At 65.0% G+C, this 23,347-nt stretch carries 22 protein-coding genes and 3 tRNA genes; 9 read left to right on the top strand and 16 right to left on the bottom strand.

Features of this window, described 5'->3' with window-relative positions:
• Positions 1–67 precede the first annotated feature (67 nt).
• From G7Y85_RS02305 to epmB, 3 genes are all read right to left on the bottom strand, one after another.
• Complete coding sequence (locus G7Y85_RS02305; RefSeq protein WP_166251117.1) at positions 68–1,276, bottom strand: Aq_097 family APC-type transporter; 1,209 nt, start codon at positions 1,274–1,276, stop codon at positions 68–70.
• A 73-nt stretch (positions 1,277–1,349) separates the two neighbouring features.
• Positions 1,350–3,470, bottom strand: a complete 2,121-nt coding sequence (locus G7Y85_RS02300) for an EAL domain-containing response regulator (RefSeq protein ID WP_166251115.1) — start codon at positions 3,468–3,470, stop codon at positions 1,350–1,352.
• 156 nt (positions 3,471–3,626) lie between these two features.
• Complete coding sequence (gene epmB / locus G7Y85_RS02295; protein ID WP_166251113.1) at positions 3,627–4,661, bottom strand: EF-P beta-lysylation protein EpmB; 1,035 nt, start codon at positions 4,659–4,661, stop codon at positions 3,627–3,629.
• 90 nt (positions 4,662–4,751) lie between these two features.
• Between epmB and efp the strand changes: the two genes are divergently transcribed.
• Entirely contained in the window at positions 4,752–5,321 is a 570-nt protein-coding gene (gene efp, locus G7Y85_RS02290) for an elongation factor P (RefSeq protein ID WP_166251111.1), read from the top strand.
• Between the two features lie 87 nt (positions 5,322–5,408).
• A complete protein-coding gene (gene epmA / locus G7Y85_RS02285; RefSeq protein WP_241695916.1) occupies positions 5,409–6,362 on the top strand; it encodes an EF-P lysine aminoacylase EpmA in 954 nt (317 codons plus the stop codon).
• 7 nt (positions 6,363–6,369) lie between these two features.
• On the opposite strand, the gene G7Y85_RS02280 is transcribed toward epmA, so the two are convergent.
• From G7Y85_RS02280 to G7Y85_RS02255, 6 genes are all read right to left on the bottom strand, one after another.
• On the bottom strand, positions 6,370–7,146 hold the full coding sequence (locus G7Y85_RS02280) for a sulfite exporter TauE/SafE family protein (protein ID WP_366514907.1): 777 nt from the start codon (positions 7,144–7,146) through the stop codon (positions 6,370–6,372).
• A gap of 1 nt (position 7,147) precedes the next feature.
• Complete coding sequence (locus G7Y85_RS02275; RefSeq protein ID WP_166251107.1) at positions 7,148–7,513, bottom strand: MmcQ/YjbR family DNA-binding protein; 366 nt, start codon at positions 7,511–7,513, stop codon at positions 7,148–7,150.
• A 14-nt stretch (positions 7,514–7,527) separates the two neighbouring features.
• Positions 7,528–7,836, bottom strand: a complete 309-nt coding sequence (locus G7Y85_RS02270; RefSeq protein WP_166251105.1) for a hypothetical protein — start codon at positions 7,834–7,836, stop codon at positions 7,528–7,530.
• Positions 7,837–7,894: 58 nt separating this feature from the next.
• Positions 7,895–9,325 carry a PhoH family protein gene (locus G7Y85_RS02265; RefSeq protein WP_166251103.1) on the bottom strand — a complete coding sequence of 477 codons (1,431 nt, stop codon included), beginning with the start codon at positions 9,323–9,325 and terminating at the stop codon, positions 7,895–7,897.
• Positions 9,326–9,592: 267 nt separating this feature from the next.
• Positions 9,593–10,048, bottom strand: a complete 456-nt coding sequence (locus tag G7Y85_RS02260; RefSeq protein WP_166251101.1) for a peroxiredoxin — start codon at positions 10,046–10,048, stop codon at positions 9,593–9,595.
• Between the two features lie 9 nt (positions 10,049–10,057).
• Positions 10,058–10,597 (bottom strand): glycine cleavage system transcriptional repressor, encoded by a 540-nt coding sequence (locus tag G7Y85_RS02255; RefSeq protein ID WP_166251099.1) that lies wholly within the window; start codon positions 10,595–10,597, stop codon positions 10,058–10,060.
• A gap of 139 nt (positions 10,598–10,736) precedes the next feature.
• On the opposite strand from G7Y85_RS02255, the gene dapA reads away from it, so the two are divergent.
• From dapA to G7Y85_RS02240, 3 genes are all read left to right on the top strand, one after another.
• On the top strand, positions 10,737–11,615 hold the full coding sequence (dapA, locus tag G7Y85_RS02250) for a 4-hydroxy-tetrahydrodipicolinate synthase (protein ID WP_166251097.1): 879 nt from the start codon (positions 10,737–10,739) through the stop codon (positions 11,613–11,615).
• Complete coding sequence (locus tag G7Y85_RS02245) at positions 11,615–11,953, top strand: hypothetical protein (RefSeq protein WP_166251095.1); 339 nt, start codon at positions 11,615–11,617, stop codon at positions 11,951–11,953. The genes dapA and G7Y85_RS02245 overlap by 1 nt, the downstream gene beginning before the upstream one ends.
• Positions 11,954–11,988: 35 nt before the next feature.
• Positions 11,989–12,080: transfer RNA gene (locus tag G7Y85_RS02240), tRNA-Ser, on the top strand.
• Between the two features lie 249 nt (positions 12,081–12,329).
• On the opposite strand, the gene G7Y85_RS02235 is transcribed toward G7Y85_RS02240, so the two are convergent.
• Positions 12,330–12,405 (bottom strand) — tRNA-Thr (locus G7Y85_RS02235).
• A gap of 213 nt (positions 12,406–12,618) precedes the next feature.
• A tRNA-Ser gene (locus G7Y85_RS02230) sits at positions 12,619–12,706 on the bottom strand.
• A gap of 121 nt (positions 12,707–12,827) precedes the next feature.
• Between G7Y85_RS02230 and G7Y85_RS02225 the strand changes: the two genes are divergently transcribed.
• The 3 genes from G7Y85_RS02225 (at position 12,828) to G7Y85_RS02215 (ending at position 15,896) form a co-directional block, all read left to right on the top strand.
• On the top strand, positions 12,828–13,715 hold the full coding sequence (locus tag G7Y85_RS02225; protein WP_166251093.1) for a fructose bisphosphate aldolase: 888 nt from the start codon (positions 12,828–12,830) through the stop codon (positions 13,713–13,715).
• A 184-nt stretch (positions 13,716–13,899) separates the two neighbouring features.
• Positions 13,900–14,688, top strand: a complete 789-nt coding sequence (locus G7Y85_RS02220) for an SDR family oxidoreductase (RefSeq protein WP_166251091.1) — start codon at positions 13,900–13,902, stop codon at positions 14,686–14,688.
• Positions 14,689–14,831: 143 nt separating this feature from the next.
• Positions 14,832–15,896 (top strand): hypothetical protein, encoded by a 1,065-nt coding sequence (locus G7Y85_RS02215; RefSeq protein ID WP_166251089.1) that lies wholly within the window; start codon positions 14,832–14,834, stop codon positions 15,894–15,896.
• A gap of 20 nt (positions 15,897–15,916) precedes the next feature.
• Here G7Y85_RS02215 and G7Y85_RS02210 read toward each other — a convergent pair whose 3' ends face one another.
• The gene (locus tag G7Y85_RS02210) at positions 15,917–16,951 is read right to left on the bottom strand and encodes a YheT family hydrolase (RefSeq protein ID WP_166251087.1); all 1,035 of its coding nucleotides are present in this window, start codon (positions 16,949–16,951) and stop codon (positions 15,917–15,919) included.
• Complete coding sequence (dapE, locus tag G7Y85_RS02205) at positions 16,948–18,087, bottom strand: succinyl-diaminopimelate desuccinylase (protein WP_166251085.1); 1,140 nt, start codon at positions 18,085–18,087, stop codon at positions 16,948–16,950. Before dapE ends, G7Y85_RS02210 begins: the two co-directional genes overlap by 4 nt.
• A 104-nt stretch (positions 18,088–18,191) precedes the next feature.
• Here dapE and G7Y85_RS02200 point away from each other — a divergent pair, with 104 nt between their 5' ends.
• A complete protein-coding gene (locus G7Y85_RS02200; protein ID WP_166251083.1) occupies positions 18,192–18,692 on the top strand; it encodes a DUF2721 domain-containing protein in 501 nt (166 codons plus the stop codon).
• Positions 18,693–18,711: 19 nt separating this feature from the next.
• Here the strand turns inward: G7Y85_RS02200 and dapD are convergent, their stop codons facing one another.
• The 3 genes from dapD to map all read right to left on the bottom strand — a co-directional run bounded on the left by dapD (position 18,712) and on the right by map (position 23,145).
• A complete protein-coding gene (gene dapD, locus G7Y85_RS02195) occupies positions 18,712–19,527 on the bottom strand; it encodes a 2,3,4,5-tetrahydropyridine-2,6-dicarboxylate N-succinyltransferase (protein ID WP_166251081.1) in 816 nt (271 codons plus the stop codon).
• 157 nt (positions 19,528–19,684) lie between these two features.
• Complete coding sequence (glnD, locus tag G7Y85_RS02190) at positions 19,685–22,363, bottom strand: [protein-PII] uridylyltransferase (RefSeq protein WP_166251079.1); 2,679 nt, start codon at positions 22,361–22,363, stop codon at positions 19,685–19,687.
• Positions 22,363–23,145: a type I methionyl aminopeptidase gene (map, locus tag G7Y85_RS02185; RefSeq protein WP_166251077.1), complete on the bottom strand. Its 783-nt coding sequence runs from the start codon at positions 23,143–23,145 to the stop codon at positions 22,363–22,365. Before map ends, glnD begins: the two co-directional genes overlap by 1 nt.
• Positions 23,146–23,347 lie beyond the last annotated feature (202 nt).

Here is a 23,347-nt window from a genome sequence, read left to right as displayed (position 1 = left end):
CGGGCGATTGACGATGTTGGAAAGGGCGGCCCACGGGCCGCCTTTTTCGTTCAGCCGCGGGCGAGGCTCATTCGGCCGGCTGCCCGCTGAGGACGATCAGTGCCCCCAGACTGCCCAGTGCGCAGAAGCCGACGCTGCGCCAGCGTTCGCCCGTGGTCCCGGCATTCCAGGCCAGGCGGGCGGCCAGCCCCGATTGCAGGGCGTAGTAGAGCGCGAACGCGCGTGACGCCCAGGCGATGATGCCGAAAACATCGACGGCCCAGGTCAGGGCGATGCCGGCGGCCGCGATCAGCACATAGACCATGCGGTCCTGCAGGCGTCGACCGCTGATCTCTTCGGCGAGGCCGCCACAACCGAGCGCGTCGGCGACGGCGGCACTGAACTGGGCGGCCAGCGCGGCGGCGACCAGCAGCGAAGGCAGCCAGTTCGACACCACAGCGCTCATGTCGATGACCGCCGTTTCCGAGTGGCCGAGATTGGCGGCCGGAATGCTCGCCGCGGCGAAACCCACATAGGCGACGTAGATCAGTGTCGAAATCCACTGTGCGTAGCGCATCGTGCGGATGCGCGTCGGCGCATCGTAGGCGGCGCCGAGGTAGCGGGACGTCTCGAAGCCCTGGACGGTGATGATCAGCCCGAAGGCGAGTGCCAGTTGCGACCAGCGATCGAAATGCGCGGCGTCGCTGACCAGGCCGGTTTTCGGTACGGTCTGGCCGGCGTGCAGTGCCAGACCGCAGAGCAGGCCGCCGATCACGATCAGTTTGAAGCTGACCGCGATCGTTTCCAGGTGTTCGAGCCGGCGCAGGCCGCCGCGCCAGCCGACCGCGCCGATCGTGATCAGCACCGCGGTACTGACGACGCGGCCGCTCGCTTCGCCGGGCCATGGTGTCAGGGCCATCGCGAACGCACCGAACAGTTTCAGGTAGTAGCAGACCGAGATGACATAGGCGAAGCACAGCGCCCAGCTCGACAGCGACTCGAAGCCGCGCACGATGCGCGGCGGGCAAGGCTGCGATTCGAAGTGCGCGATGTTGTAGCGCATGACGGCGCCGAAGCCGTAGGCGACGATGCACAGCGCCAGCATCACCAGCGGCGCCGCCCGCCCGAACTCGCGCATCAGGATCGGTGCAAGGACCAGAAAGCCGCTGCCGATGATCGACGCCAGGGGCGTCAGACAGGCGCGCCACCAAGGCGCGTCGCGCAGTCGTCGACGCAGGACCACGGTTGCGGTGGCGACCATGCCGGCCGCAACGACCAGGTTGGCAAGCTGGCTCATCGAGCGCCCGCCGGATGTTTCACGACGGCGAAGCGGCGAGTCGCTTGCGGCTTCACGCGCCGCCGCCCTGTTCTCAGCGCGTGCCGACTTCCGCCGACAGCAGCACGACCTCGGGCTCCTGCACGTGGTAGCCCTGGATGAAGTTGACGCCCATCTGCCAGAGGCGCGCCATGACGTTGGCGTCTTCGATGTGGCTGACGATCACCTTGATGTTGCGTTGCTTGGCCACTTCCATCAGCGACGACATGTGCTTCTGGGTTTCCTTGATCGCGAAGTCCTTGGCGAACGACTGATGGAATTTCACGAATTGCGCAGGAATGTGCTCGATCATCTGCGCCGAGTTCGAGCCGATGCCGAAGTGCTCGATCGCCACCTGTGCGCCGAGATCGACCAGGCTCTTGGTCAGCAGCTTGGCCTTGCGAATATGATTCTGCAGGATGCGCTCCTGCGCTTCGAAGACGATCTCGCCCGGGCGCAGCGGCCGTGCCTTGAGCTGTTCCTGCAGCCAGGCGACGAAATTCTCGCTGTCCTTGAGAGTGTCTTCCGAGAGTTTGACGAACAGGCTCGAGGCCTGCTGCGCGCCGTCGCGCTTGGCCTGCATCTTCAAGGCGCGCGCCGTGACCCAGCGATCGATCGCGCACATCAGACCGGCCTTTTCCGCGGCGCGCAGGAATTCGGATGCGTGCTGTTCGTGGCCTTCCTCGTCGATCATGCGCAGCAGCACGTCGAAGTGCTGCCGTGAATCGCCTTCGAGGCTGGCAATCGACTGGTAGGCGAGCTTCAGTCGGTTGTCGTCGATGGCCTTGCGGACCATCTCCGCGCGCCGCTGGTCTTCGCGTTCCTGCAGCGAGGTTTCGGCGGTCGCGCCCAGATTGGCGAACTGCTTGCCGCCCTTGGCCGACAGCTGGCGTGCGGTGCTGCTGAGCTCGGCGACAATTGCGCTCGTCTGTTCGCTGCCGCTGAATGGATAGGCCGTGACGGTCAGGCTCAGCTGTGCCTCATGGCCGGCGGTACTGAAGATCTGCTTGCGCGCCTCGTCAACGATGGCCTCGCCCCAGCTCTGCACGCTGCCGCCGTCCTTGAACGTCGCCAGCACCGCCAGTTCGTGCGTCGAAAAACGGAAGATCTGGTCGCCGGGCTGGAGTCGTTCCTGCGCCCACTTCAACAATTCCAGGACAGCCTGTTCGGCATCGTGCAGGCCGAGCCGTTCCTCGAGTGCGGCATAGGCATCGACCGCCAGCAGCAAGGCGGTGCGCTGCTGCTTCTGCTGGCTGGCGCCGGCAATTGCCGCGCCCAGGCTTTCGAAGAACTGCAGCCGGCCGCTGGGTGCCGCGGAACCGCTGGCAGGCGCCGCCTGCGCGGCCTCGGCGCGGATCAGCATTTCAATCAGCTGTTCGCCTTCGACTTCGGTGACCGTCAGGCGTGCACTGATCGCGACCGGCCGTCCGTCCTGATGTACCAGACAGCAGTCGAGGGCACGCTTGTCGGTCTTGCCGCGCAGCAGCAGCTTGAGCTGCTCCTTGACCTTGGGCACGAAGTCGGACCCGACCAGATCCATCAGCGGCACGCCGACCAGCGGACCGGCATCCTCGTAACCGAGCAGATGCGCGAACGCAGGGTTGGCGTCGGACAGGATGCCTTCCTGGATGTGCGCGACGGCATCATTGGTGCCGCTGATCAGTTCCTGGTGCCGCGATTCGAAGATCTCGAGACGCTTCTGCGTGGCACGCAACTCGCGCAGATGCTGGTGCACGGAGAACTCGCGCAGGGCGACCAGCTCCAGATGGCGCATGTGTCGCAGGTCGTCGTAGGAGACATGATCGCGTGCGCCGCCGGCCATCGCGGACACGGTGTCTTCCGGCACGAAGCGGGGGCTCAGGAGGACGACGGGCAGATCCTTGGCGAGCCGCTTGCACAGATCGATGACGTCGCGCAGCGGTGCGGCCGGCAGATTGTCGGCGCACAGGACCAGGTCAGGTGCGCCGCGGCGCAGGGCTTCCTCGACATCCTCGATGTCGTTCACCCACGCCGTGCGGACCGGATGGCCGGCGTTGCGCAGATAGCTTTCAATGCGTTTGGTGATGCTTTCCGAGTCGGCGACAACCAGCACCACATGACCGGCCGCCTGATTGGCGGCGGGGGTGATCAAGGTGGCTTCGTTCGGCATTTGCGAGGCTACGGCAACAGATGCCATCAGGATGCTCCGTTCATCTGCCGGAAACCTTGTTCATGGAACAGACGTGGCCGCATCGGCGACCGGCGGCGGCAAACCCGGCGTCATGATATTGCGATGGCAGTTCCGGCACAGGTCCTCCATTGTCGTCTGTCGTTGCGCCTGGTGTCCGCCGGTTCATGACGACGGCGCGGACCGTTCCCACGCGATCCAGGTCTTGGCCGGTGCCCCGGCAACCTCCCGGACCAGCTTCGGCAGCAGGTAGCCGGGCAGACGCGACGATAGCACGCGCATCAGGGCTTGCGCCTCGTCCTCCGGCAGGTCGAAATGCGCGGCGCCCTGCACACGATCCAGCAGATGCAGGTAGTAGGGCAGGATGCCGCAGGCAAACAGCCGTTCCGACAGCCTGGCCAGCGTCTGCGCGTCATCGTTGATGCCGCGCAGCAGGACCGACTGGTTGAGCAGCATGATGCCACGCTGGCGCAGCGGCAGCAGGGCGGTGCGGACCTGTTCGTCCAGCTCGGCGGCGTGATTGGCATGCAGCACGAATACGGTTTGCAGGCGCGTGCGGTCGAGCCAGGCCAGCAGGCGTTCGTCGATCCGTTCCGGCAGCACGATCGGCTGGCGCGTGTGGAGGCGCAGCCGTTTCAGATGGGGGATGGCGTCGAGCGCGGCCACCAGTTCCGCCAGCTTGTCATCGGACAATGACAAGGGGTCGCCACCGGACAGGATCACTTCCTCGATGCTGGCGTCGCCGGCAATGTCGGACAGTGCCGGCGACCAGCGATCGCGCGCGGCGAGCTGCTCCGAATACGGGAAGTGGCGCCGGAAACAGTAGCGGCAGTGAACCGCGCAGGCCCCGGTTGCGACCAGCAGGACACGACCCTGGTATTTGTGGATCAGCCCCGCTTCTCGGACGCGCTGCAGATCGCCGACTGCATCGACGACATAACCTGGCGTCGCCGCGCGCTCCTGCGCCGACGGCCAGACCTGCAGGAACAGCGGATCGTGCGCGTCGCCCTTGCGCATGCGGGCGGCAAAACCGCGCGGGACCCGCAGCGGAAAATCGCGCAACGACCCGGCGTCCAGGCCGGCGGTGGTCGGATCGAGTTCGAGATAGGCGAGCAGATCCAGCGGCCGGCTGAAGGCCTTGCGCAGCTCGTGCTGCCAGAGTGGGGCTCTCTGGCCGTTTTGGGGTTGGGGCGGTATCATTCGCGGCCAATTTTCGCCGCTGCTTCAAGGCGCGGCAACTGGAATCTTCAGTCCAGTCATCCATTTGAACCGACCTTCTGCGAGACCGTTATGGCGTCTGTCAGCACCAATGAAATGAAATCCGGGACCAAGGTCCTGATCGACGGCGAGCCGTATTCCGTGATCGAGAACGAGTATCGCAAGCCGGGCAAAGGGCAGGCGACCAACTCGATCAAGATCCGCAACCTCAAGACCGGCCGCGTGCTGGAAAAGACCCTGCGTTCGGGCGACAGCTGGGAAGCGGCCGACGTGGAAGACACCGATATGCAGTACCTGTACAACGACGGCCAGTTCTGGACCCTGATGGATCCGAGCAGCTACGAACAGATCCAGGCCGGCGAAGCGGCGATGGCCGATGCCGCGCAGTGGCTCAAGGGCGAGGAGACCGTTCGCGTCACGCTCTGGAACGGCGTGCCGCTGAGCGTCGCGGCGCCGAATACGGTCGAGCTGACGATCACCGAGACCGATCCCGGACTGCGCGGCGACACCGCGACCGGCGGCACCAAGCCGGCCAAGCTCGAAACCGGCGCCGTGGTCAAGGTGCCGCTGTTCGTCACCGAAGGCGAGAAGATCAAGGTGGATACCCGTACCGGCGAGTATCTGAACCGCGCCGGCAAGTAGTCGATATCGATCGCCCGCGTTCCGACGCGGGTCCGGACAAAGGCCGCCTCGTGCGGCCTTTGTTATTTTCACGACATGAACGCATCGATGAACTGGAAGCCGACCGCAAGCTTCGATACTTTGCGCGCGCGCGCTGCGCTGCTGGCAAGGATTCGCCAATTCTTCGCCGAACGCGAGGTGCTGGAGGTAACGACGCCGGTACTGTCGCGCCACGCGACGGTCGATCGGCATATCGACAGCTTCGCGACCGTCGACGGTCGCTGGCTGCAGACCTCGCCGGAATTTGCGATGAAACGGCTGCTGGCCGCCGGCAGCGGACCGATCTGGCAGCTCGCACCGGTGTTCCGGCTCGACGAGCAGGGCCGTCATCACAATTGCGAATTCACGATGCTGGAGTGGTACCGTCCGGGATTCGATCATCGACGCTTGATGGACGAAGTCGAATCACTGCTGCGCAGTTGCGATGCGCCGGAGTCCGGCTGGCGCCGTTTCAGCTACCGCGAGGCCTTCGAACTCCATGCCGGCTTTGATCCGCACACGCTCGATGCGTCCGCTCTGCGCGCGCGTCTGCGCGAGCGCGGCGTCGCCGGACCGGACGACTTGTCGGCCGACGAAGGCGCCGATCGCGACTTCTGGCTGGACCTGTGGATGTCGCATGTCGTCGGCCCGCAGCTCGGGCGGGGCGCCCCGGCATTTCTGTACGACTTCCCGGCTTCGCAGGCCGCACTGGCGCGCGTGCGCGACGAGCTGCCACCGGTCGCCGAACGCTTCGAACTGTTCTGGCACGGCATCGAACTCGCCAACGGTTTTCACGAATTGACCGACGCCGTCGAGCAGCGGAACCGCTTCGAGGCCGATCAGGTCTGGCGCCGGCAGCGTGGCCGCGTCGTGCCGCCCCATGATCGCGAACTGATCGCCGCGCTGCAGTCGGGTTTGCCGGCCTGCGCCGGCGTCGCGATCGGCGTCGAGCGCCTGTTGATGATGTTGCTTGGCAAGTCGTGTATCGACGAGGTCATGGCGTTTCCCGCCGATCGCGCCTGAATACCGCTCAGCCGGGCCGCACGATGTCCCATAGCAGGCGCGCAATCAGCAGGCTGACGATGGCGATGAACAGCGCCCGCACGAAACCGCTGCCCCGCCGGATCGCGAGCCGCGAACCGACCAGGCTGCCGGCGATGTTGAAAATCGCCATCGGCAGGGCAATTTCATAGCGCACGAAAGCATGCGTGACGAAGTAGGCGAGGGCGGCGAGATTGGTCGTCAGGTTGATCAGCTTCGCGGACGCCGACGCTGCGAGAAAGCTGAAACCGAACAGGCCGACGAACGCGAAGATCAGAAAGGAGCCAGTGCCGGGACCGAAGAAGCCGTCGTAGAAGCCGACGGCGCTGCCGGTCGCGAGGCCGAACCAGAATGTGTGTTCGCGGCTCAGGCGCGGTGCGTGCAGCGCGCCGAGATCTTTCTTCCACAGCGTGTATGCGAGCACGCCGAGCAGGAGGGCGACGACCAGGGGGCGGAACCAGTCGCTCGGAATCTGCGCGGCCGTGCGGGCGCCGATGAAGCCGAACAGCAACGCCGCGCCGATCGTCGGCAGCGTGGCGCGCCATTCGATCGAGACGCGCCGCGAGTACTGCACCGCAGCGGCTGCCGTGCCGCAACTGCTGACGAGCTTGTTGGTGCCGAGGATCGTGACCGGCGCGGTATCCGGCAGCAGCACGAACAGCGCCGGCACTTGCACCAGGCCGCCGCCGCCGACCACCGAATCGACGAAGCCGGCCAGGAACGCGAAGCCGCACAGTGCCGCCAATGTCGGCAGGAGCTCGCTCACCTCAACTTGTCAGGCCGAGTTCACGCTGGCGCTTTTTCGACAATTTGCCGGCGATGATCTCGTAGGCGCCGCGCAGGCGTTCGCCGTACCAGCTCATCGGATAGCGCTTCGGCTCGACGACCGTGACCCATTTCGCGCGCGCCAGGTACATCGCCGGCGCGATGCCCGGCTGCTCGGTCAGCGCCAGAAACAACTCGTCCTCGACCTTGAAATGCAGCTGGCCGGCACGCGCGCTGTCGGCGCGGTTGAACATTGCGAACATCTTCGCGTCGACCGAGGCAACCAGATGGTCGCCCCACTTCACGTCGAGCGTGACGCCGGGCCAGGCTTCGACCCGATTGCGGAACTGCGCCTCGCTGATCGCCATGTCGCGTTTGCGCTTTACAGCAGGCCGGCGACCTTCGACGGAATCTTGAAGCGCTTGCCGGCCAGCAGCTGGTTCAACAGCAAGGTGATCCATTCGCGCGACGTGGAGAAGCTGCGCAGCTTCAGGTAGACATCGTCACCTTCGTTCTCGATCTCGTAGCGATCGATCGACGCGCTCGCCGGCTCCTTCTCGCCGCGCAGCATGACGCGGAACGTCAGGCGGTTTTCCTTGGTGTCGACCTGGCAATCGAGCACCTCGCCGTATTCCTTGAAGCGATCGTTCACGTAGGCACGCAGCGCCACCGCAAGCGCGCCTTCCTTCATTGATTTCCCCAGGCGTCCGAGCATCCCGGCGTCTCCGTCGAATATGGTGTGGTCAGCCCTAGAGAATATCCGAAGCGTAGGCGGCGAGGCGCGAACGTTCGCCGCGCGCCAGCGTGACGTGACCGCCGTGCGGCCAACCCTGGAAGCGGTCGACGACGTAGGTCAGGCCGGAGGTGGTTTCCGACAGATATGGCGTGTCGATCTGGCCGAGATTGCCGAGACAGATCATCTTCGAGCCGGGGCCGACGCGCGTGATCAGCGTCTTCATCTGCTTGGCGGTCAGATTCTGCGCCTCGTCGATGATGATGTAGCGGTTCAGGAAGGTACGGCCGCGCATGAAGTTCAGCGAGCGGATCTTGATGCGCTTGGCGAGAATGTCATTGGTTGCCTGACGCTCCCAGTCGCCGCCCGAGCCGTTCTGCGTCAGCACTTCGAGGTTGTCCATCAGCGCACCCATCCACGGCGCCATCTTTTCCTCTTCGGTGCCCGGCAGGAAGCCGATGTCTTCGCCGACCGGCACAGTGACACGGGTCATGATGATTTCGCGATAACGCTGCTCGTCCATGGTCTGCGCGAGACCCGCTGCCAGGGTAAGCAAGGTCTTGCCGGTGCCGGCGGTGCCGAGCACGGTGACGAAATCGACGTCCGGATCGAGCAGCAGGTTCAGCGCGAAGTTCTGTTCGCGATTCTTGGCGTGGATGCCCCAGACGCTGGTCTTGGCGGCGCGGTAGTCGCGTACCACGCGCAGCTCGGCCATCGAATCCTCGACCTTGCTGACGATCAGTTCCAGGCCCTTGTCGTTGTCGTCGTCCGGGATGTAGAGAAACTGGTTGACGTACCAGTCCTTCGCGAGCGGACCCCTGATCCGGTAGCAGGCGCGGCCACGCGCGTCCTGCCAGCTGTCCATCTTCTCGCCGTGCGTCTGCCAGAAGTCCCCCGGCAGCTCCTTGTAGCCGGTGTACAGCAGATCGAGGTCGTCGAGGACCTGATCGTTGTGATAGTCCTCGGTATGGACGCCGACGATCGCCGCCTTGATGCGAAGGTTGATGTCCTTGCTGACCAGCGCGACATGCCGTCCCGGATGCTTGGTCTGCAGATCCAGTGCGTTGATCAGAATGCTGTTGTCCGGCTTGTTGCCGGGCATCAGGCCGGGCAGCACGGCTTCCGTCGGCCGGGTCTGGAAGAACAGCTTGCCGGTGGCCGGCTCGTCGCTCTTGCCATGCCCGTGGCCGTTGCCGTTGGCGCGTGTGCCCGGCAGCGGCAGTCCCTTTTCGATCTGCGCATGATTCTTGTCATGCATCATCTCGTCGAGGAAACGGCTGACCTGACGCGCATTGCGGGCGATTTCGCTGGTGCCCTTCTTGGCGGCATCGAGTTCTTCGAGCACCACCATCGGAATGAACAAATCGTGTTCTTCGAAACGGAACAGCGAGGACGGATCGTGAAGGAGGACGTTGGTATCGAGGACGAAGATCTTGCGCTTGCTCATCGGCAATGGGAGGCCCTGCACGCGTGACCGGAGCTCACGGTGCTGTCTGGTGTCGTAAGGGAAGACCGGCCGGCTCCGTTGGGAACCCGGCGGGATCGGCTTGCGCTGAAGCGGTGCTTGATGATTTTGAGGTGCTGCTGAGGCTGGAAACGCCACGCCGAGCTGCCGGCGACCGACCCCAATCTAGCGCAGCCGGGCTGCAGAAAAAAGTGCTTTTCAGCGACGCCGATTCCCGCTACTGTGACGAACGCTCGCAGCGCCGGAAAATCAGATTTCGCGCAGGGCCCCGAGCACTTCGGCCGCGTGGTTCTTGACCTTCACACCGCGCCACTCGCGCTTCAGCACACCCCTGGCATCGAACAGGAACGTGCTGCGATCGACGCCCAGATACTTGCGGCCGTACAGGCTCTTTTCCTTGATGACGTCGAAAGCCTTGCACATCGCTTCGTCGCCGTCCGACAGCAGCACGAATGGAAATTCGTATTTGGCGGCGAAATTGTCGTGCGACTTCACGCTGTCGCGCGAAACGCCGAACACCACGGCACCGGCCTTGACGAACTGCGCGTGCAGGTCGCGGAAATCCTGGCCTTCCTGCGTGCAGCCCGGCGTGTTGTCCTTCGGATAGAAATAGATCACCAGCGGCTGCTTGTGCGAACGCAGCGCGACGGTCCGGCCGCCGCTGGCAGCCAGTTGCAGGTCCGGGAGCTTGTCGCCGACTTTCATGGTGCGATCTCAGGTCTTGATCGGATCGAGCATGCCGTCGGCATTGAGGTCGTCGCACAGGTCCATGAACGACTCGCGCAGTGCCTGCGGATGCTGGTTGACCGGCACGTGCAGCACCATCTGCACGTTCGCCATGTCGGCGCCGGTGTAGGTGGACTGGTACTTCTGCGTCGAGATTTCGACGACCTCGACATCCTGGTGCTGGAAGAACTCGAGGATGTTGACGAGCAGGTTCGGGTCCTGCGGTGCAATCACTTCCGCCGCGTAGGGCCGGAACTCCGGGTTGACCGGGCGCAGCTCGCAGCGCTCGAAACGAACCTGCAGTTCGAGCTTCTCGGCGATTCCCGGCAGGGCCGTCTCCAGCCGGCCGAGCGTGCTCCAGTTGCCGGACACCAGCAGGTTGGCGGTCAGCCGATCGCCGATCTGCGCGATCCGGCAGTCCTCGACTTCACCGCCGCGTTCGCGGATCGCCTTGAAAAGCTCCAGCGGCACATTGCCCTTGGGCTTGCCGATGACGGAGACGGTGAGCAGGTTATCGTTGGCGGACATGAGTGCTGCACGGCGGATTAGCTCGCTATTGTAGTGGCCGCGGCCGGGCGGCGTCAGCCGCTGGCGAGACGGCCAGTTCGCCACGGCAGATGCAGCCGCTATACTTGCGCCCCCCGCAAATCCGGTTTTCGCACAGCGCATGATCAAGGGCAGCATCGTTGCCATCGTTACTCCCATGTTCCCGGACGGTGCGGTGGACTGGGACAGCCTGTCGGCGCTCGTCGAATGGCATATCTCGGAAGGCACCGACGGCATCGTCGCGGTCGGCACGACCGGCGAATCGGCGACGCTCGATGTCGACGAGCACATCGAAGTCATCCGCCGTGTCGTCAAGCTGTCGAAGAAGCGCGTACCGGTCATTGCCGGCACCGGCGCGAACTCGACCTCCGAAGCCATCGAACTGACGCGGGCAGGCAAGGAAGCCGGTGCCGATGCCGCGCTGCTGGTAACGCCTTACTACAACAAGCCGCCGCAGGAAGGCCTGTATCGCCACTACAAGGCGGTGGCCGAAGCGGTCGACATTCCGATCATTCTCTACAACGTGCCGGGCCGTACCGGCTGCGACATGCAGCCCGCGACCGTCGCGCGGCTGGCGAAGCTGAAGAACATCATCGGCCTCAAGGAAGCCAAGGGCGAGATCGAGCGCATCAACGAGCTGCTGGCGCTCGGCCTGCCGCGTGATTTCGCGATCTACAGCGGCGACGATGCGACCGCCTGCGAATCGATCCTGCTCGGCTGTCATGGCGACATTTCGGTGACGGCCAATGTCGCGCCGCGCAAGATGCACGAGCTTTGTGCGGCCGCGCTCGCCGGCGACCGCGCCAGGGCCGAGCGCATCGATGCGGAACTTCAGCCGCTGCACAAGCATCTGTTCGTGGAACCCAATCCAATTCCCGTCAAGTGGGCACTCAACGAAATGAACAAGATTCCCGCCGGTCTGCGTCTGCCGCTGGTCGCGATGGACTCCGCAAACCAGGACGTCGTGCGCGCCGCCCTGCGCACCGGCGGAGCGATCTGATGCGCCTCGTCATTGCCAGCGTTCTGGTTGGGGGCGCTCTGCTCGCCGGCTGCAGCAACACCAAGCGTTGCGAAGGCGAGCAGGCCTATCAGACTGCGGAGACTCTGCCGACACCCGGCGCGATTCCCGGACTGACCGTGCCCGACTCGCCTTCGGCACTGCACATTCCGCCGCAGCCGGCACAGCCGGTGCCTTTCGGTGTCAAGGTGGCCGATGCCAAGGGCGGTACGCATTACGAATGCCTCGACGTGCCGCCGCACATGGTGGCGCCGGCCGAATCCCCGGCGACCAGCGAGGAAGTTGCGCCGAAGCAGGCAACCGAAGCGGGCAAGTCCTGAGCGGTCGCGGCTATAATCGCCGCCCTTCGATTTACGGAGAGATGTCCGAGCGGTTTAAGGAGCACGCCTGGAAAGCGTGTATACGGCTTACCCCGTATCGCGGGTTCGAATCCCGCTCTCTCCGCCACAAAACGGAAAAGCCGACTCGATGTCGGCTTTTTTGTTTTGCGAGGTGCCAAAGCGAGGGCGGGATTCGAAGGCGCGGCAGCGTCCGGCCCGTCAGGGGAACCCGGCTCTCTGCCGCAAAACGAAAGACCGGCCCCGGCGTCGGCTGTCCGTTTGGCCGGACTGATGGATTGCTCGGCTTCGAGCGGCCACAAAAAACCCCGCGCAGGCGGGGCATTCTGTTTTCTCTGCATCACGCCGTGGGCGGAGATGGTGCCGGGAACAGGAATCGAACCTGCGACCTACTGATTACGAATCAGTCGCTCTACCGACTGAGCTATCCCGGCGAGGGGCGCGAATTATAGGGTGCTCGTTCCGTGCGAACAATGCTGTTCCGAAAATCAGGACCGGCGAGCGTTGTCACCCGGCCAGGCTCTCGTGTCTGATGGCGGACCGACAGGGATTCCCCCGATGGGCCGGGTGTCGCCGCGCGTGCGCATCGCGCTCCCGCCTCCATCCGGCAAACGACAGCCCGATATTGAGTCGGCCTTTTTGTTTTGTGGCGGAGAGAGAGGGATTCGAACCCCCGGAACCTTGCGGTTCAGCGGTTTTCAAGACCGCCGCAATCGACCACTCTGCCATCTCTCCGGGCGGCGGCGATTCTACCGGAAAGTGCTGTGCGCAGCTGTGTGTCGCGACGTACATCCTGATACCATCCCGCGCCAAATTACTGCTCGAATCCCACACGCATCGCATCAGGAGTGCATGAATGAATCAGGAACAACTGGCTAAAGTCGCCAAGGGCCAGGGCTTCATTGCCGCGCTGGATCAGAGCGGCGGCAGCACGCCGAAGGCGCTCAAGCTCTACGGCGTCGAAGAGTCCGCTTACAGCGGTGAAGCGCAGATGTTCGATCTCGTCCATGCCATGCGTGCCCGCATCGTCGGCAGCCCGGCGTTCAGCGGGCAGCGCGTGCTCGGCGCCATCCTGTTCGAGATGACCATGGATCGCGAGTTCGACGGCCTGCCGGCTGCCGACTACCTGTGGAAGAAGAAGGGTGTGGTGCCGTTCCTGAAGATCGACAAGGGTCTGGCCGCTGCCGCCGACGGCGTGCAGCTGATGAAGCCGAACCCGGGCCTGGATGCGCTGCTGAAGCGCGCCAGCACCAAGGGTATCTTCGGCACCAAGATGCGTTCGGTGATCGACGAAGCCAATCCGAAGGGCATCGATGCCATTCTCGATCAGCAGTTCGAGGTCGGCCAGCAGATCTTCAATGCCGGCCTGATGCCGATCATCGAACCGGAAGTCTCGATCAAGTCGGCCGACAAGGCCAAGATCGAAGACCTGCTGGTGGAAGGCCTGCTCAAACGCCTCGACGTGTTGCCGGCCGGCGTCTCGGTCATGCTCAAGCTGACGCTGCCGGAAGTCGTCGGCAAGTTCGATGCGCTGGTCAAGCATCCGAAGGTGACGCGCGTGGTCGCGCTGTCCGGCGGTTATTCGCGTGCCGACTCCAACGCCATCCTCGCCAGGAACAAGGGCGTGATCGCCAGCTTCAGCCGCGCGCTGACCGAAGGCCTCACCGCGCAGATGTCCGACGCCGAGTTCAACACGGCACTGGACGCTGCGATCGAAGGCATTTATCAGGCGTCGCTGAGCTGACAGATCGGAGTCGGTGGCGCGGCGTCGTTGCGCATCGGCGCCACGCTCGAGAACGCCGCCTGAGACGCGAGGGTCTCGCAGGCGCCCGCTCCCGCAACGGAGCGGGCGCTTTGTTTTGCGCCTGATCCGGCTGGCGTCATGGCAGACTCGCGCATCGCCATTGCAGGGAACGCCGGGGTGCCACATGACGGATATCGCGGGCAGAACGATCTGGATCACCGGCGCTTCGAGCGGCATCGGCGAGGCGATGGCCTTGTCGGCGAGCCGGCGCGGAGCCAGGCTGGTGCTCTCGGCGCGCCGGGCCGACGAGCTCGAACGCGTACGCGCGGCTTGCGCGCATCCGGATCGGGTTGCGGTATTGCCGCTCGACCTGACCTGCTTCGATGCCGAACAGGCGCGGCGTGATGCCGAAGCGTCGTTCGGGCCGATCGACGTGCTCGTCAACAACGCCGGCATCTCGCAGCGCAGTCTGCTGGTCGATACCTCGATGGACGTCTATCGTCGCATCCTCGAACTCGACTTCTTTGCACCGGTGGCGCTGACCAAGACCCTGATCGGCGACATGCAGCGTCGCCGCAGCGGCCATATCGTCGTGATCAGCAGCGTGGTCGGCAAGATGGGCACGCCGCTGCGCACCGGCTACGCGGCTGCCAAGCACGCCTTGCACGGGTTCTTCGATTCGGCACGCGCCGAGCTGTGGCGCGACGACATCCGCTTCACGCTGGTCTGTCCGGGCTTCATCCGCACCGACGTGTCGCGCAACGCGATCACCGCCGACGGCGGCCGCCACGGACGCATGGACGCGGCCCAGGACAAGGGCATGGACGCGATGCGCTGTGCCGAGCAGATCTGGGCCGGTGTCGCGCGCGATGCCGAGGAGCTGTACGTCGGCCGTGAAAAGATCGCGATCTATCTCAAACGCTGGGTGCCGTCGCTGGTGTCCGCGGCGGTCAAGCGTGCAAAGCTTGCCTGAGCGGCGGCGGCGGGTTCGAACGGAAGCATAACTCCAAGGTGTTATAGGACGGCGGCGGGCGGCCCTCTAGGATCGCAGGCCTCTCCCTCACCTGCGTTCCGATCATGCCGACTTGCAGATGGCTCCCGTCTGGGCTGCCGTTGGTGCTCAGCCTCGCGCTCGGCGCCTGTACCGGCGGTGCTTCGGACCAGAACAGCGACACGTCGGTGGTCGACGCCGCTCAGCAGCACATCCTGTTCGTCGGCAACAGCTTCACGCACGGCCGCTACGCACCGGTGCGCCAGTACAACAGTGGCGGCAGCGCGGCGCCGGTCGGCGGCTCGACGCTCGTCGTCGACGAAAACGAAGCGGCGCGTGGCGCGCGTGCCGAGGACAACGAGGTTGGTCCCTACGGCGGCATTCCCGGTCTGTTTGCCGAGTTCGCAGCGGAAGCGGGTCTCGACTACGACGTGCATATCGAGACGATCTCGTCGGCGACGCTGCAGACGCACATCAACGCGGCGCTCGATGTCATCGCCGATCCGAAGTGGGACAGCGTGGTACTGCAGGAGCAGAGCACCAAGCCCCTGCCGGCCGGACTCGCCGACGGCGGCAACAGCAATCCGGCCGGCTTCTGCAACTCGGTCCAGACGCTGGAGCGGGACGTGCACGCTGTCGCGCCGACGGCCGCGATCTATCTCTACGAGACCTGGCCGCGCGCCGATGCCGCCCGCTCGCTGGCCGGCGATCCGTCGCAGGCCGGTTTCGACACCGACTATGCGGCGGCGCTGGAGAGGCTCGACAATGCCTATCACGACGCCTACTATCGTGCGGCGGCGCTGGCCGGTGGAATCCGCGCCGTCGCGCCGGTCGGCGAGGCCTGGCAGCGCGCCTGGACGCAGGGCGTGGCGGAAGCCAATCCGTACACCGGAAGTTCCGGACTGCCGTCCTTGTGGTACGGCATCAAATCGGTCAACGACCCGGCGATCAGCTCGCCGGATCGCTATCACCCCAGCGTCGAAGGCGCCTATCTGGCGGCGCTGGTGCTGTTTCAGCAGATCACTGCCGTCGATGTGCGGACGCTGGGTGGCGGCGAGCAGGCGGCGACCAGCCTCGGTCTCGCGCAGAATCTTGCCGTGCAGTTGCAGGAGATTGCCTGGCAGAGTGTCACCCGGGAGAACGCGGCGCTGGTGAATGCCGACCCCGATCCCTGTACGGCAATGCCTTGAGCCGTACGCATCGGCGATGTTCAGACGCCGCGATCGTTCGCCAGCAATTGCAGCACGCGTCGCTCGGTCCAGCAGCCGAGACTGAAATCCTCGATGAAACCGCAGTGTCCGCCATGGCGTGTCAGCTCGCAGGCAATCAGTGAGCGCTGCGCGCGCAGACCGACGAAATCGTCGATCGGCACGACGGCATCGTCGCGCGCGGTGATGATCGCCAGCGGCGTCGGCGACGCGTACAGGGCTTCGTGATCGAGCGTGTACTGCGCGAAGTAAGGGTCGAGCGCGCGATATTCGGTGTGTCGTTCGGCGAACGTCGTCGTGATCGCCATCAGATTGGCGCCCTCGAGCAGGCCGCTGATGTCGGTATCGGGCCAGGCCGCCTTTTTCGCACGCACGGTCTTGCGCCACTTGTTCGAGAAGTACCAGCGGAACATGGCGGGGCCGTCGTCGATCGCCTGCATCGTCGCGCGCGGATTGATGGCCGGCGAGATGCCGATCGCCAGTCGCGGCCGGACGCCGGCGGCCGGGCCGTGCAGGCCGACGCGCAGCGCGAAATTGCCACCCAGCGAAAAGCCGAGCACGTACAGCGGCAGTGCCGCTTCCAGGCGCTGCGCCGATGCGATCGCGCCAAGTACCTCGTCGATGCGCGCGGAATGAAAGAACTCGCGGTTGAGATGATGGCTGCTGCCGTGATCACGCAGGTTGAGTCGCAGCACGCTGTAACCGGCGGCGTAGACGCTGCAGGCCATCGAATACAGATAGCTGGACTCGTGGCTGCCTTCCCAGCCGTGAATCAGCACGACCAGGCCACGCGCCGCGCTGCCGCCCGGCTGCGGCGAGTGATAGCCGCCCAGTCGCACGCCATCGCCGGCATCGAGCAGCTGATGGCGGGCGCTGGCTTCCATGCGAGCGTCGCGTTTCAGCCAGCGACGGCGGCGCGGACTCTTGGTTGCGAGGATCGACTGCAGTTGCGAATTGCGCAGCAGCCAATGCGGCTTGAAAGCGTCCGGTCCGGGAACGTCGGCTGGCGTTTCGGGCGGCAGCAGTCCGTCGCTCACGACAGGCGCTCGAGCACGCCCTGATAGATGCGTGACAGGCGATCGAGGTCGGCCACCAGCACGTGTTCGTTGATCTTGTGAATGCTGTCGTTGACCGGGCCGATTTCGATGGTCTCCGCGCCCCAGGGCGCAAGGAAACGTGCATCGGACGTGCCGCCACCTGTGAACAGCGCCGGCGTCAGGCCGGTGACGTCGGCCACTGCCGCCTGCGCGGCCTTGATCAGCGCGCCTTCGCGGGTCAGGAACGGTTCTCCGCTGAGCCACCAGTCGGCCTCGTAGCGCAGGCCGTGCCGGTCGAGTATGCCGTGCACCAGATCCTTGAGGTCGTCGGCGGTGGATTCGGTACAGAAGCGGAAGTTGAAGACCAGCTCGGCATCGCCCGGAATCACGTTGTTGGCGCCGGTGCCGGCGTGCAGGTTCGAGACCTGGAACGAGGTCGGCGGGAAATGCATGTTGCCCTGATCCCAGACCGTGGTCGTCAGTTCCAGCAGCACCGGCGCGAGCCGGTGAATCGGGTTGTCGGCCTTTTCCGGATAAGCGACGTGGCCCTGCTTGCCGAACACGCGCAGATTGCAGCCGAGCGAGCCGCGGCGGCCGATCGTGATGCGATCGCCCAAGGACTCCGCGGCAGTGGCTTCGCCGACGATCGCATAGTCCGGAACCAGGCCGCGCGCCTTCAGCACTTCGACCACGTGGCGCGTACCGTGGAGGGCGCTGCCTTCTTCGTCGCTGGTGATCAGGAAGGCGAGGGTGCCGCGCGGCTCGCCTTGTGCAAGCAGGCGTTCGACGGCGACCACCATCGCCGCCAGTCCCGACTTCATGTCGGCGGCACCACGCCCGTACAGCATGCCGTCGCGGATTTCCGGGACAAAAGGATCGCTGAGCCAGTCCTTGCGCGATCCCGGCGGCACGACATCGGTATGGCCGGCGAGGATGGTCAGCGGCGCGCCGCTGCCGCAGGTCGCCCAGAGATTGGTGACACCACCGGCGTCGATCCACTCCAGCGCGAAGCCCAGCGCGGCGAGGCGCTCGCCGATCAATGCGCAGCAGCCGGCGTCGTCCGGCGTCAGGGATCTGCGCGCGATCAGCGCGCAGGTGAGGTCGAGCACCGCTTGCGGCGCAGCATCGTCAGCCATGTCGGGAAATCCAGGTCGAGGTCGTGATTTTAACCGGCCGCGAGCGTGACCGCCGCGCGCGGATGCGCTCATGGATAATGGGCCGGTCCACGCGGAAGGCAGACATGGAAGAAACGCAGGTCGCGGCGATTGCCCACACGATTCAGGTTTCGGTTGCCCCCGTGTTCCTGCTCGGCGGCGTGGGGGCGATGCTCGGCGTGCTGACCAACCGCCTTGCGCGCATCGTCGATCGTGCGCGCAAGCTCGAGGCCGAGCTGGGGGCGGCGGCACCCGGCCGCGGACCGGGTCTGCGCAAGGGCCTCGGCCATCTGGCCGCGCGTGCACGCCTGACCAGTGCCGCCATCGCCTGCTGCATCGGCTGTGCCTTGCTCATCAGCAGCGTGATCGTGGTGCTGTTCGTCGGCACGTTCTCGCGCTGGAACCTGGCGCCGGTGATCGCCGGCCTGTTCATTCTGTCGGTGCTGTCGCTGATCTGCGGCTTGTTGTGTTTCCTGCGCGAGATCCAGCTGGCGACGCGCTATCTGCGCATCGGCGAGCTGGAGCCGGAGCAGGCCGTGCCGGCTGCTCGCGCGGTCACGACCCAGCGCGATCAGCCATCGGATTGATCGCGCTGCGCGCCGCGGCCTACAGGTCGCGCAGCAGGGCGTTGATGCCGACTTTCTTGCGCGTGCCTTCGTCGACACGCTTCACGATCACGGCGCAGTTGAGGTTGTACTTGCCGCCGTTCTTCGGCAGCGAGCCGGCGACGACCACGGCGCCGGCGGGTACCCGTCCGTACGAGACGGTGTCGGCCTCGCGATCGTAGATCGGCGTCGACTGGCCGATGAACACGCCCATCGAGATCACCGCGCCTTTCTCGACGATCACGCCTTCGACGATCTCCGAGCGTGCGCCGACGAAGCAGTCGTCCTCGATGATCGTCGGCGACGCCTGCAGCGGTTCGAGCACGCCGCCGATGCCGACACCACCCGACAGGTGGCAGTTGGCGCCGATCTGCGCGCAGGAACCGACCGTTGCCCAGGTGTCGACCATGGTGCCGCGGCCGACGTAGGCGCCGATGTTGACGTAGGACGGCATCAGGATCGCGTTCGGCGCGATGTAGGCGCCCTTGCGTACGGCCGCCGGCGGCACCACGCGCGCGCCCTGTTCGACGAATTCCCTGGCGCTCCAGCTCGCGAATTTCAGCGGCACCTTGTCGTAGCCGAGCAGGCCGCCCATCGCGATCGGTGCGTTGTCGTGCAGGCGGAAATACAGCAGCACCGCCTTCTTCAGCCACTCGTTGACCTGCCAGCCCGACGCGCCCGGCTCGGCGACGCGCGCGGCGCCGGAATCGAGCAAGGCGACCGCGCTTTCAATCGCGGCACGGGTCTCGCCGTTGTTCTTGTCGAAGTTGTCGCGGGTTTCCCAGGCGGCTTCGATTTGTTGCTGAAGAGTGGTCATGTCTCTAGTTTTTCTGATTTGAGTGAGGGAATCTGCTCGCTTGATATCGCGTGAAGCAATCGTCGCGAGCAGGGTCGAGGTCGCAAGGGCGACGCGCAGGCGCACTACGGTACGGCGAGCATCGCCCTTGCGGGATCGGCCCGCGCAGCAGATTGATTCATGCGGTATCCCGGTCCAGCGTGCGGACGAGGACTTCCCGCAGATCGTGCAGGGTGCCGTCATCGACGATAGGCCGGTGCATGCGATCGGTAACGTAGAAGACGTCCTCGGCGCGTTCGCCGATGGTGCCGATCTTGGCGGCGTTGAGCAGGATGCCGCGCTTCTGGAACACGCGGCCGATGATCGACAGCAGGCCGGGCTGGTCGGCGGTGACCAGTTCGAGAATGGTCCGGCCGCGCGTGTCGTCCTGGCTGAAATGCACGTGGGTCGGTGTGTTGAAATGCTTGAGGCGTTGCGAGACGCGACGGTTGACATCGATCGTCGAGACTTCCGGATCGCTCAGCACCTTGCGCAACGCGGTACGGATTTCCTCGAAGCGGACCGGCTGCGTGATCGGCGTGTTGTCGCCTTCCATGACGACGTAGGAGTCGAGCACGAAGCCGTCGGCGGTCGTGTGCAGGCGGGCGTCGAGAATGTTGAGGCCGAGTCGCGCCAGCACGCCGGTCGACAGGCCGAACAGGTGATCGCGATCACGGGTGTAGATGAACACGCTGGTGCCACGGCCGCCGATGGTCGCGACCAGTACCAGCGGCAGATCCTGCTCCTGCACCGCCATCACCGGCGGCAGATGCCAGGCCAGCTCCTCGGCGGACTGGCGGACGAAGTAGTCGTCCTCGAAGCGCTTCCATTCGGCTTCGGCCTGTTCGGCGCCGACCCCCTGGGCCGCCAGCAGGACGAGCGCCTTGCTGCGGATTTCGCTGCCGCGTTCCTCGGCCTGCAGCGGGTTGTCGATGCCGCGCTCGAAGGAGCGCGCCGCAAGGTTGTACAACTCCTTGAGCAGGGAATCGCGCCAGTTGTTCCACAGCGCCGGATTGGTGCCGCGGATGTCGGCGCAGGTCAGCAGGTAGAGGTAGTCGAGTCGCTGGCGGCTGCCGACCGCGCGCGTGAATTCGGCGATCACCGCATCGTCGCTGAGGTCCTGCTTCTGCGCGGTCAGCGACATCAGCAGATGGCTCTTGACCAGCCAGCGCACCAGCGCCGCGTCGCCGTGCGACAGGCCGTGATCGAGACAGAAACGCTCGGCTTCGTCGGCGCCGATGTCGGAGTGGTCGCCGCCGCGGCCCTTGGCCATGTCATGCCAGAACGCGGCCAGGTACAGCAACTCCGGCTTGGCGAGGCGATCCATGACCTGGCTGCAGAACGGCAATTCCTGGCGGAAGCGCTGCATCGCGAAACGGCGCGCGTTGCGCACCACGTACAGGATGTGCTCGTCCACCGTCAGCGTGTGGAACAGGTCGTACTGCATCAGGCCGACGATGTGGCCGAACGCCGGCAGATAGTGGCCGAGCACGTTGTAGCGGTTCATGCGCCGCAGATTGCGTGTCAGGCCGCGACCTTCGCGGAACATCTCGATGAACAGCGTGCGGGCCTGTACCGACTGGCGCACGTGGTCGTTGATCAGGCGGCCGTCGCGCAGGATCAGGCGCAAGGTCTGGGCGCGGATGCCTTCGATCTTCGGATGTTGCTGCAGCAGCAGGAAGATTTCGATCAGGGCCCAGGGGTGGCGCTGGAAGACGTCATCGGTGCGCGCCTCGATGTAGCCGCCGCGAACCTGGAAGCGCGGATTCAGCGCGATCGGCTCGACACCCGGCTGCGGCTGGATGATCGCTTCCTCGAACAGCTGCAGCAGCATGTCGTTGAGACAGGACAGCGATTTGATCGTGCGGTAGTAGAGCTGCATGAACTGCTCGACCGCACGATTGTGATCGTCGTCTTCGTAGCCGAACAGCGCTGCCACCTTGATCTGGTGGTCGAACAGCAGGCGGTCCTCGTGACGGCCGGTCAGCATGTGCAGGGCAAAGCGCACACGCCACAGGAAATCCTGGCCGGCAAACAGTTCGTCGCATTCCTGCTTGGTCAGGAAGCCGCGCTCGCGCAGTTCGCCCAGGGTCTGTGCGCCGAAGTAGCGCTTGGTGACCCAGCCGATGGTGTGGATGTCGCGCAGGCCGCCCGGCGATTCCTTGACGTTCGGTTCCAGTTTGTAGCCGGTATCGTCGTACTTGCGGTGACGGTTCTGCTGCTCGGCCTTCTTGGCTTCGAAGAACGCCTTGACCGGCCACAGCTTGTCCGGTGTCAGCGCATCCTGCATGGCGCGGAACAGGTCGGCGTCGCCGGTCAGCAGGCGTGCCTCCAGCAGGTTGGTGATGATGGTGATGTCTTTTTCGGCTTCGGCGACGCACTCCTCGACGGTGCGTGCGCTTTGACCGACTTCCAGGCCGATATCCCAGCCGAACGCGGTCATCTGCTCCAGTGCGGTGCGGTGCAGTTCCAGCGCGCCATCGCGGTGCAGCAGCAGGATGTCGATGTCCGAGTGCGGCAGCAGTTCGCCGCGACCGTAGCCACCAACCGCGACCAGTGCCAGTCCGCTTGCCGAATCCGGCAGGAATTTCTGCCAGGACGTGCGCAGCACCTCGTCGACCAGATGCGAGCGGGCATGCACCAGCGAATCGGCCGGCATGCCTTCGTGGAACAGGCTGTTCAGGCGCTCGCTGCCCCATTTCAGGGTTTCGCGGAAGGCGGCGATCGAATGCCCGCCGTGCGCCAGGCGCGAGCGGATGCGGTGCGCGCTGAAGATGCCGGCGGCTTCTTCGTCCGCCAGATCGATTTCGGCGCCCATCACATTGCCCCGTCGCGCAGTGTCATGACCTCGTAGCCGTCGCCGGTGACGAGCACGGTGTGCTCCCACTGTGCCGACAGCGAATGATCCTTGGTGACCACGGTCCAGCCATCCGGCAGCAGCTTCACGTCCGCCTTGCCGCCGTTGATCATCGGTTCGATCGTGAACGTCATGCCCTCGACCAGTTCAAGACCCGTGCCAGCGCGCCCGTAGTGCAGCACCTGCGGATCCTCGTGGAAGATGCGGCCGATGCCGTGGCCGCAATACTCGCGAACCACCGAGAAGCCGCGCGTTTCCGCGTATTTCTGGATCGCCGCGCCGATGTCGCCCAGTCGCGTGCCGGGCTTCACGAGCTTGATGCCTTCGATCATGGCCTCGTGCGTGGTTTCGGCGAGGCGGCGGGCGAGGATGCTGGGCTCGCCGACGTAGAACATGCGGCTGGTGTCGCCGTGAAAGCCGTCCTTGATGACGGTGATGTCGACGTTCACGACATCGCCTTTCTTCAGTACCTTGGGGCCGGGAATGCCGTGGCAGACGACGTGGTTGACCGAGGTGCAGATCGACTTCGGAAACGGCGGGCGACCGCCGCCGCCACCGTAGTGCAGCGGCGCCGGAATGCAGTCGAGCGTGCCGACGATGTATTCGTGGCAGATGCGGTTCAGTTCGTCGGTGGAGACGCCGGGCTTGACGTAGGGCTCGAGCATGACGAGCACGGACGCGGCGGCGGCGCCGGCTTCACGCATCTTCTGTTGTTCTTCGGTAGTCTTGATCGATACGGCCATAACGCCAGCGTGCCCGCGTGAGAGTGGGGTGCGAGCCATGCGCCGAAGCAGCAAAACTCGTTGTTTTCAAAGGGGCGCTATGGTATAAAGCGCGCCCTCCAAAGGCAATCGGAACGCAGTCGACCGGCCGCATTTGGAGAAATTCATTCGTGCCATTCCAAGGTGCCCGCCTCACGAGGCGTTGCCCAGGCACGATTTGCCA

This window comes from Solimonas terrae, assembly GCF_011067135.1.
Taxonomy (GTDB): Bacteria; Pseudomonadota; Gammaproteobacteria; order Nevskiales; family Nevskiaceae; genus Solimonas; species Solimonas terrae.
This window is presented reverse-complemented; position numbering and strand designations above follow the sequence as displayed.

Bases quoted from the DNA above. Each gene is read 5' to 3' on its own strand.
- G7Y85_RS02305 (WP_166251117.1), bottom strand. From the start codon at position 1,276: ATGAGCCAGCTTGCCAACCTGGTCGTTGCGGCCGGCATGGTCGCCACC.
- G7Y85_RS02300 (WP_166251115.1), bottom strand. From the start codon at position 3,470: ATGGCATCTGTTGCCGTAGCCTCGCAAATGCCGAACGAAGCCACCTTG.
- epmB (WP_166251113.1), bottom strand. From the start codon at position 4,661: ATGATACCGCCCCAACCCCAAAACGGCCAGAGAGCCCCACTCTGGCAG.
- efp (WP_166251111.1), top strand. From the start codon at position 4,752: ATGGCGTCTGTCAGCACCAATGAAATGAAATCCGGGACCAAGGTCCTG.
- epmA (WP_241695916.1), top strand. From the start codon at position 5,409: ATGAACTGGAAGCCGACCGCAAGCTTCGATACTTTGCGCGCGCGCGCT.
- G7Y85_RS02275 (WP_166251107.1), bottom strand. From the start codon at position 7,513: ATGGCGATCAGCGAGGCGCAGTTCCGCAATCGGGTCGAAGCCTGGCCC.
- G7Y85_RS02270 (WP_166251105.1), bottom strand. From the start codon at position 7,836: ATGAAGGAAGGCGCGCTTGCGGTGGCGCTGCGTGCCTACGTGAACGAT.
- G7Y85_RS02265 (WP_166251103.1), bottom strand. From the start codon at position 9,325: ATGAGCAAGCGCAAGATCTTCGTCCTCGATACCAACGTCCTCCTTCAC.
- G7Y85_RS02260 (WP_166251101.1), bottom strand. From the start codon at position 10,048: ATGAAAGTCGGCGACAAGCTCCCGGACCTGCAACTGGCTGCCAGCGGC.
- G7Y85_RS02255 (WP_166251099.1), bottom strand. From the start codon at position 10,597: ATGTCCGCCAACGATAACCTGCTCACCGTCTCCGTCATCGGCAAGCCC.
- dapA (WP_166251097.1), top strand. From the start codon at position 10,737: ATGATCAAGGGCAGCATCGTTGCCATCGTTACTCCCATGTTCCCGGAC.
- G7Y85_RS02245 (WP_166251095.1), top strand. From the start codon at position 11,615: ATGCGCCTCGTCATTGCCAGCGTTCTGGTTGGGGGCGCTCTGCTCGCC.
- G7Y85_RS02225 (WP_166251093.1), top strand. From the start codon at position 12,828: ATGAATCAGGAACAACTGGCTAAAGTCGCCAAGGGCCAGGGCTTCATT.
- G7Y85_RS02220 (WP_166251091.1), top strand. From the start codon at position 13,900: ATGACGGATATCGCGGGCAGAACGATCTGGATCACCGGCGCTTCGAGC.
- dapE (WP_166251085.1), bottom strand. From the start codon at position 18,087: ATGGCTGACGATGCTGCGCCGCAAGCGGTGCTCGACCTCACCTGCGCG.
- G7Y85_RS02200 (WP_166251083.1), top strand. From the start codon at position 18,192: ATGGAAGAAACGCAGGTCGCGGCGATTGCCCACACGATTCAGGTTTCG.
- dapD (WP_166251081.1), bottom strand. From the start codon at position 19,527: ATGACCACTCTTCAGCAACAAATCGAAGCCGCCTGGGAAACCCGCGAC.
- glnD (WP_166251079.1), bottom strand. From the start codon at position 22,363: ATGGGCGCCGAAATCGATCTGGCGGACGAAGAAGCCGCCGGCATCTTC.
- map (WP_166251077.1), bottom strand. From the start codon at position 23,145: ATGGCCGTATCGATCAAGACTACCGAAGAACAACAGAAGATGCGTGAA.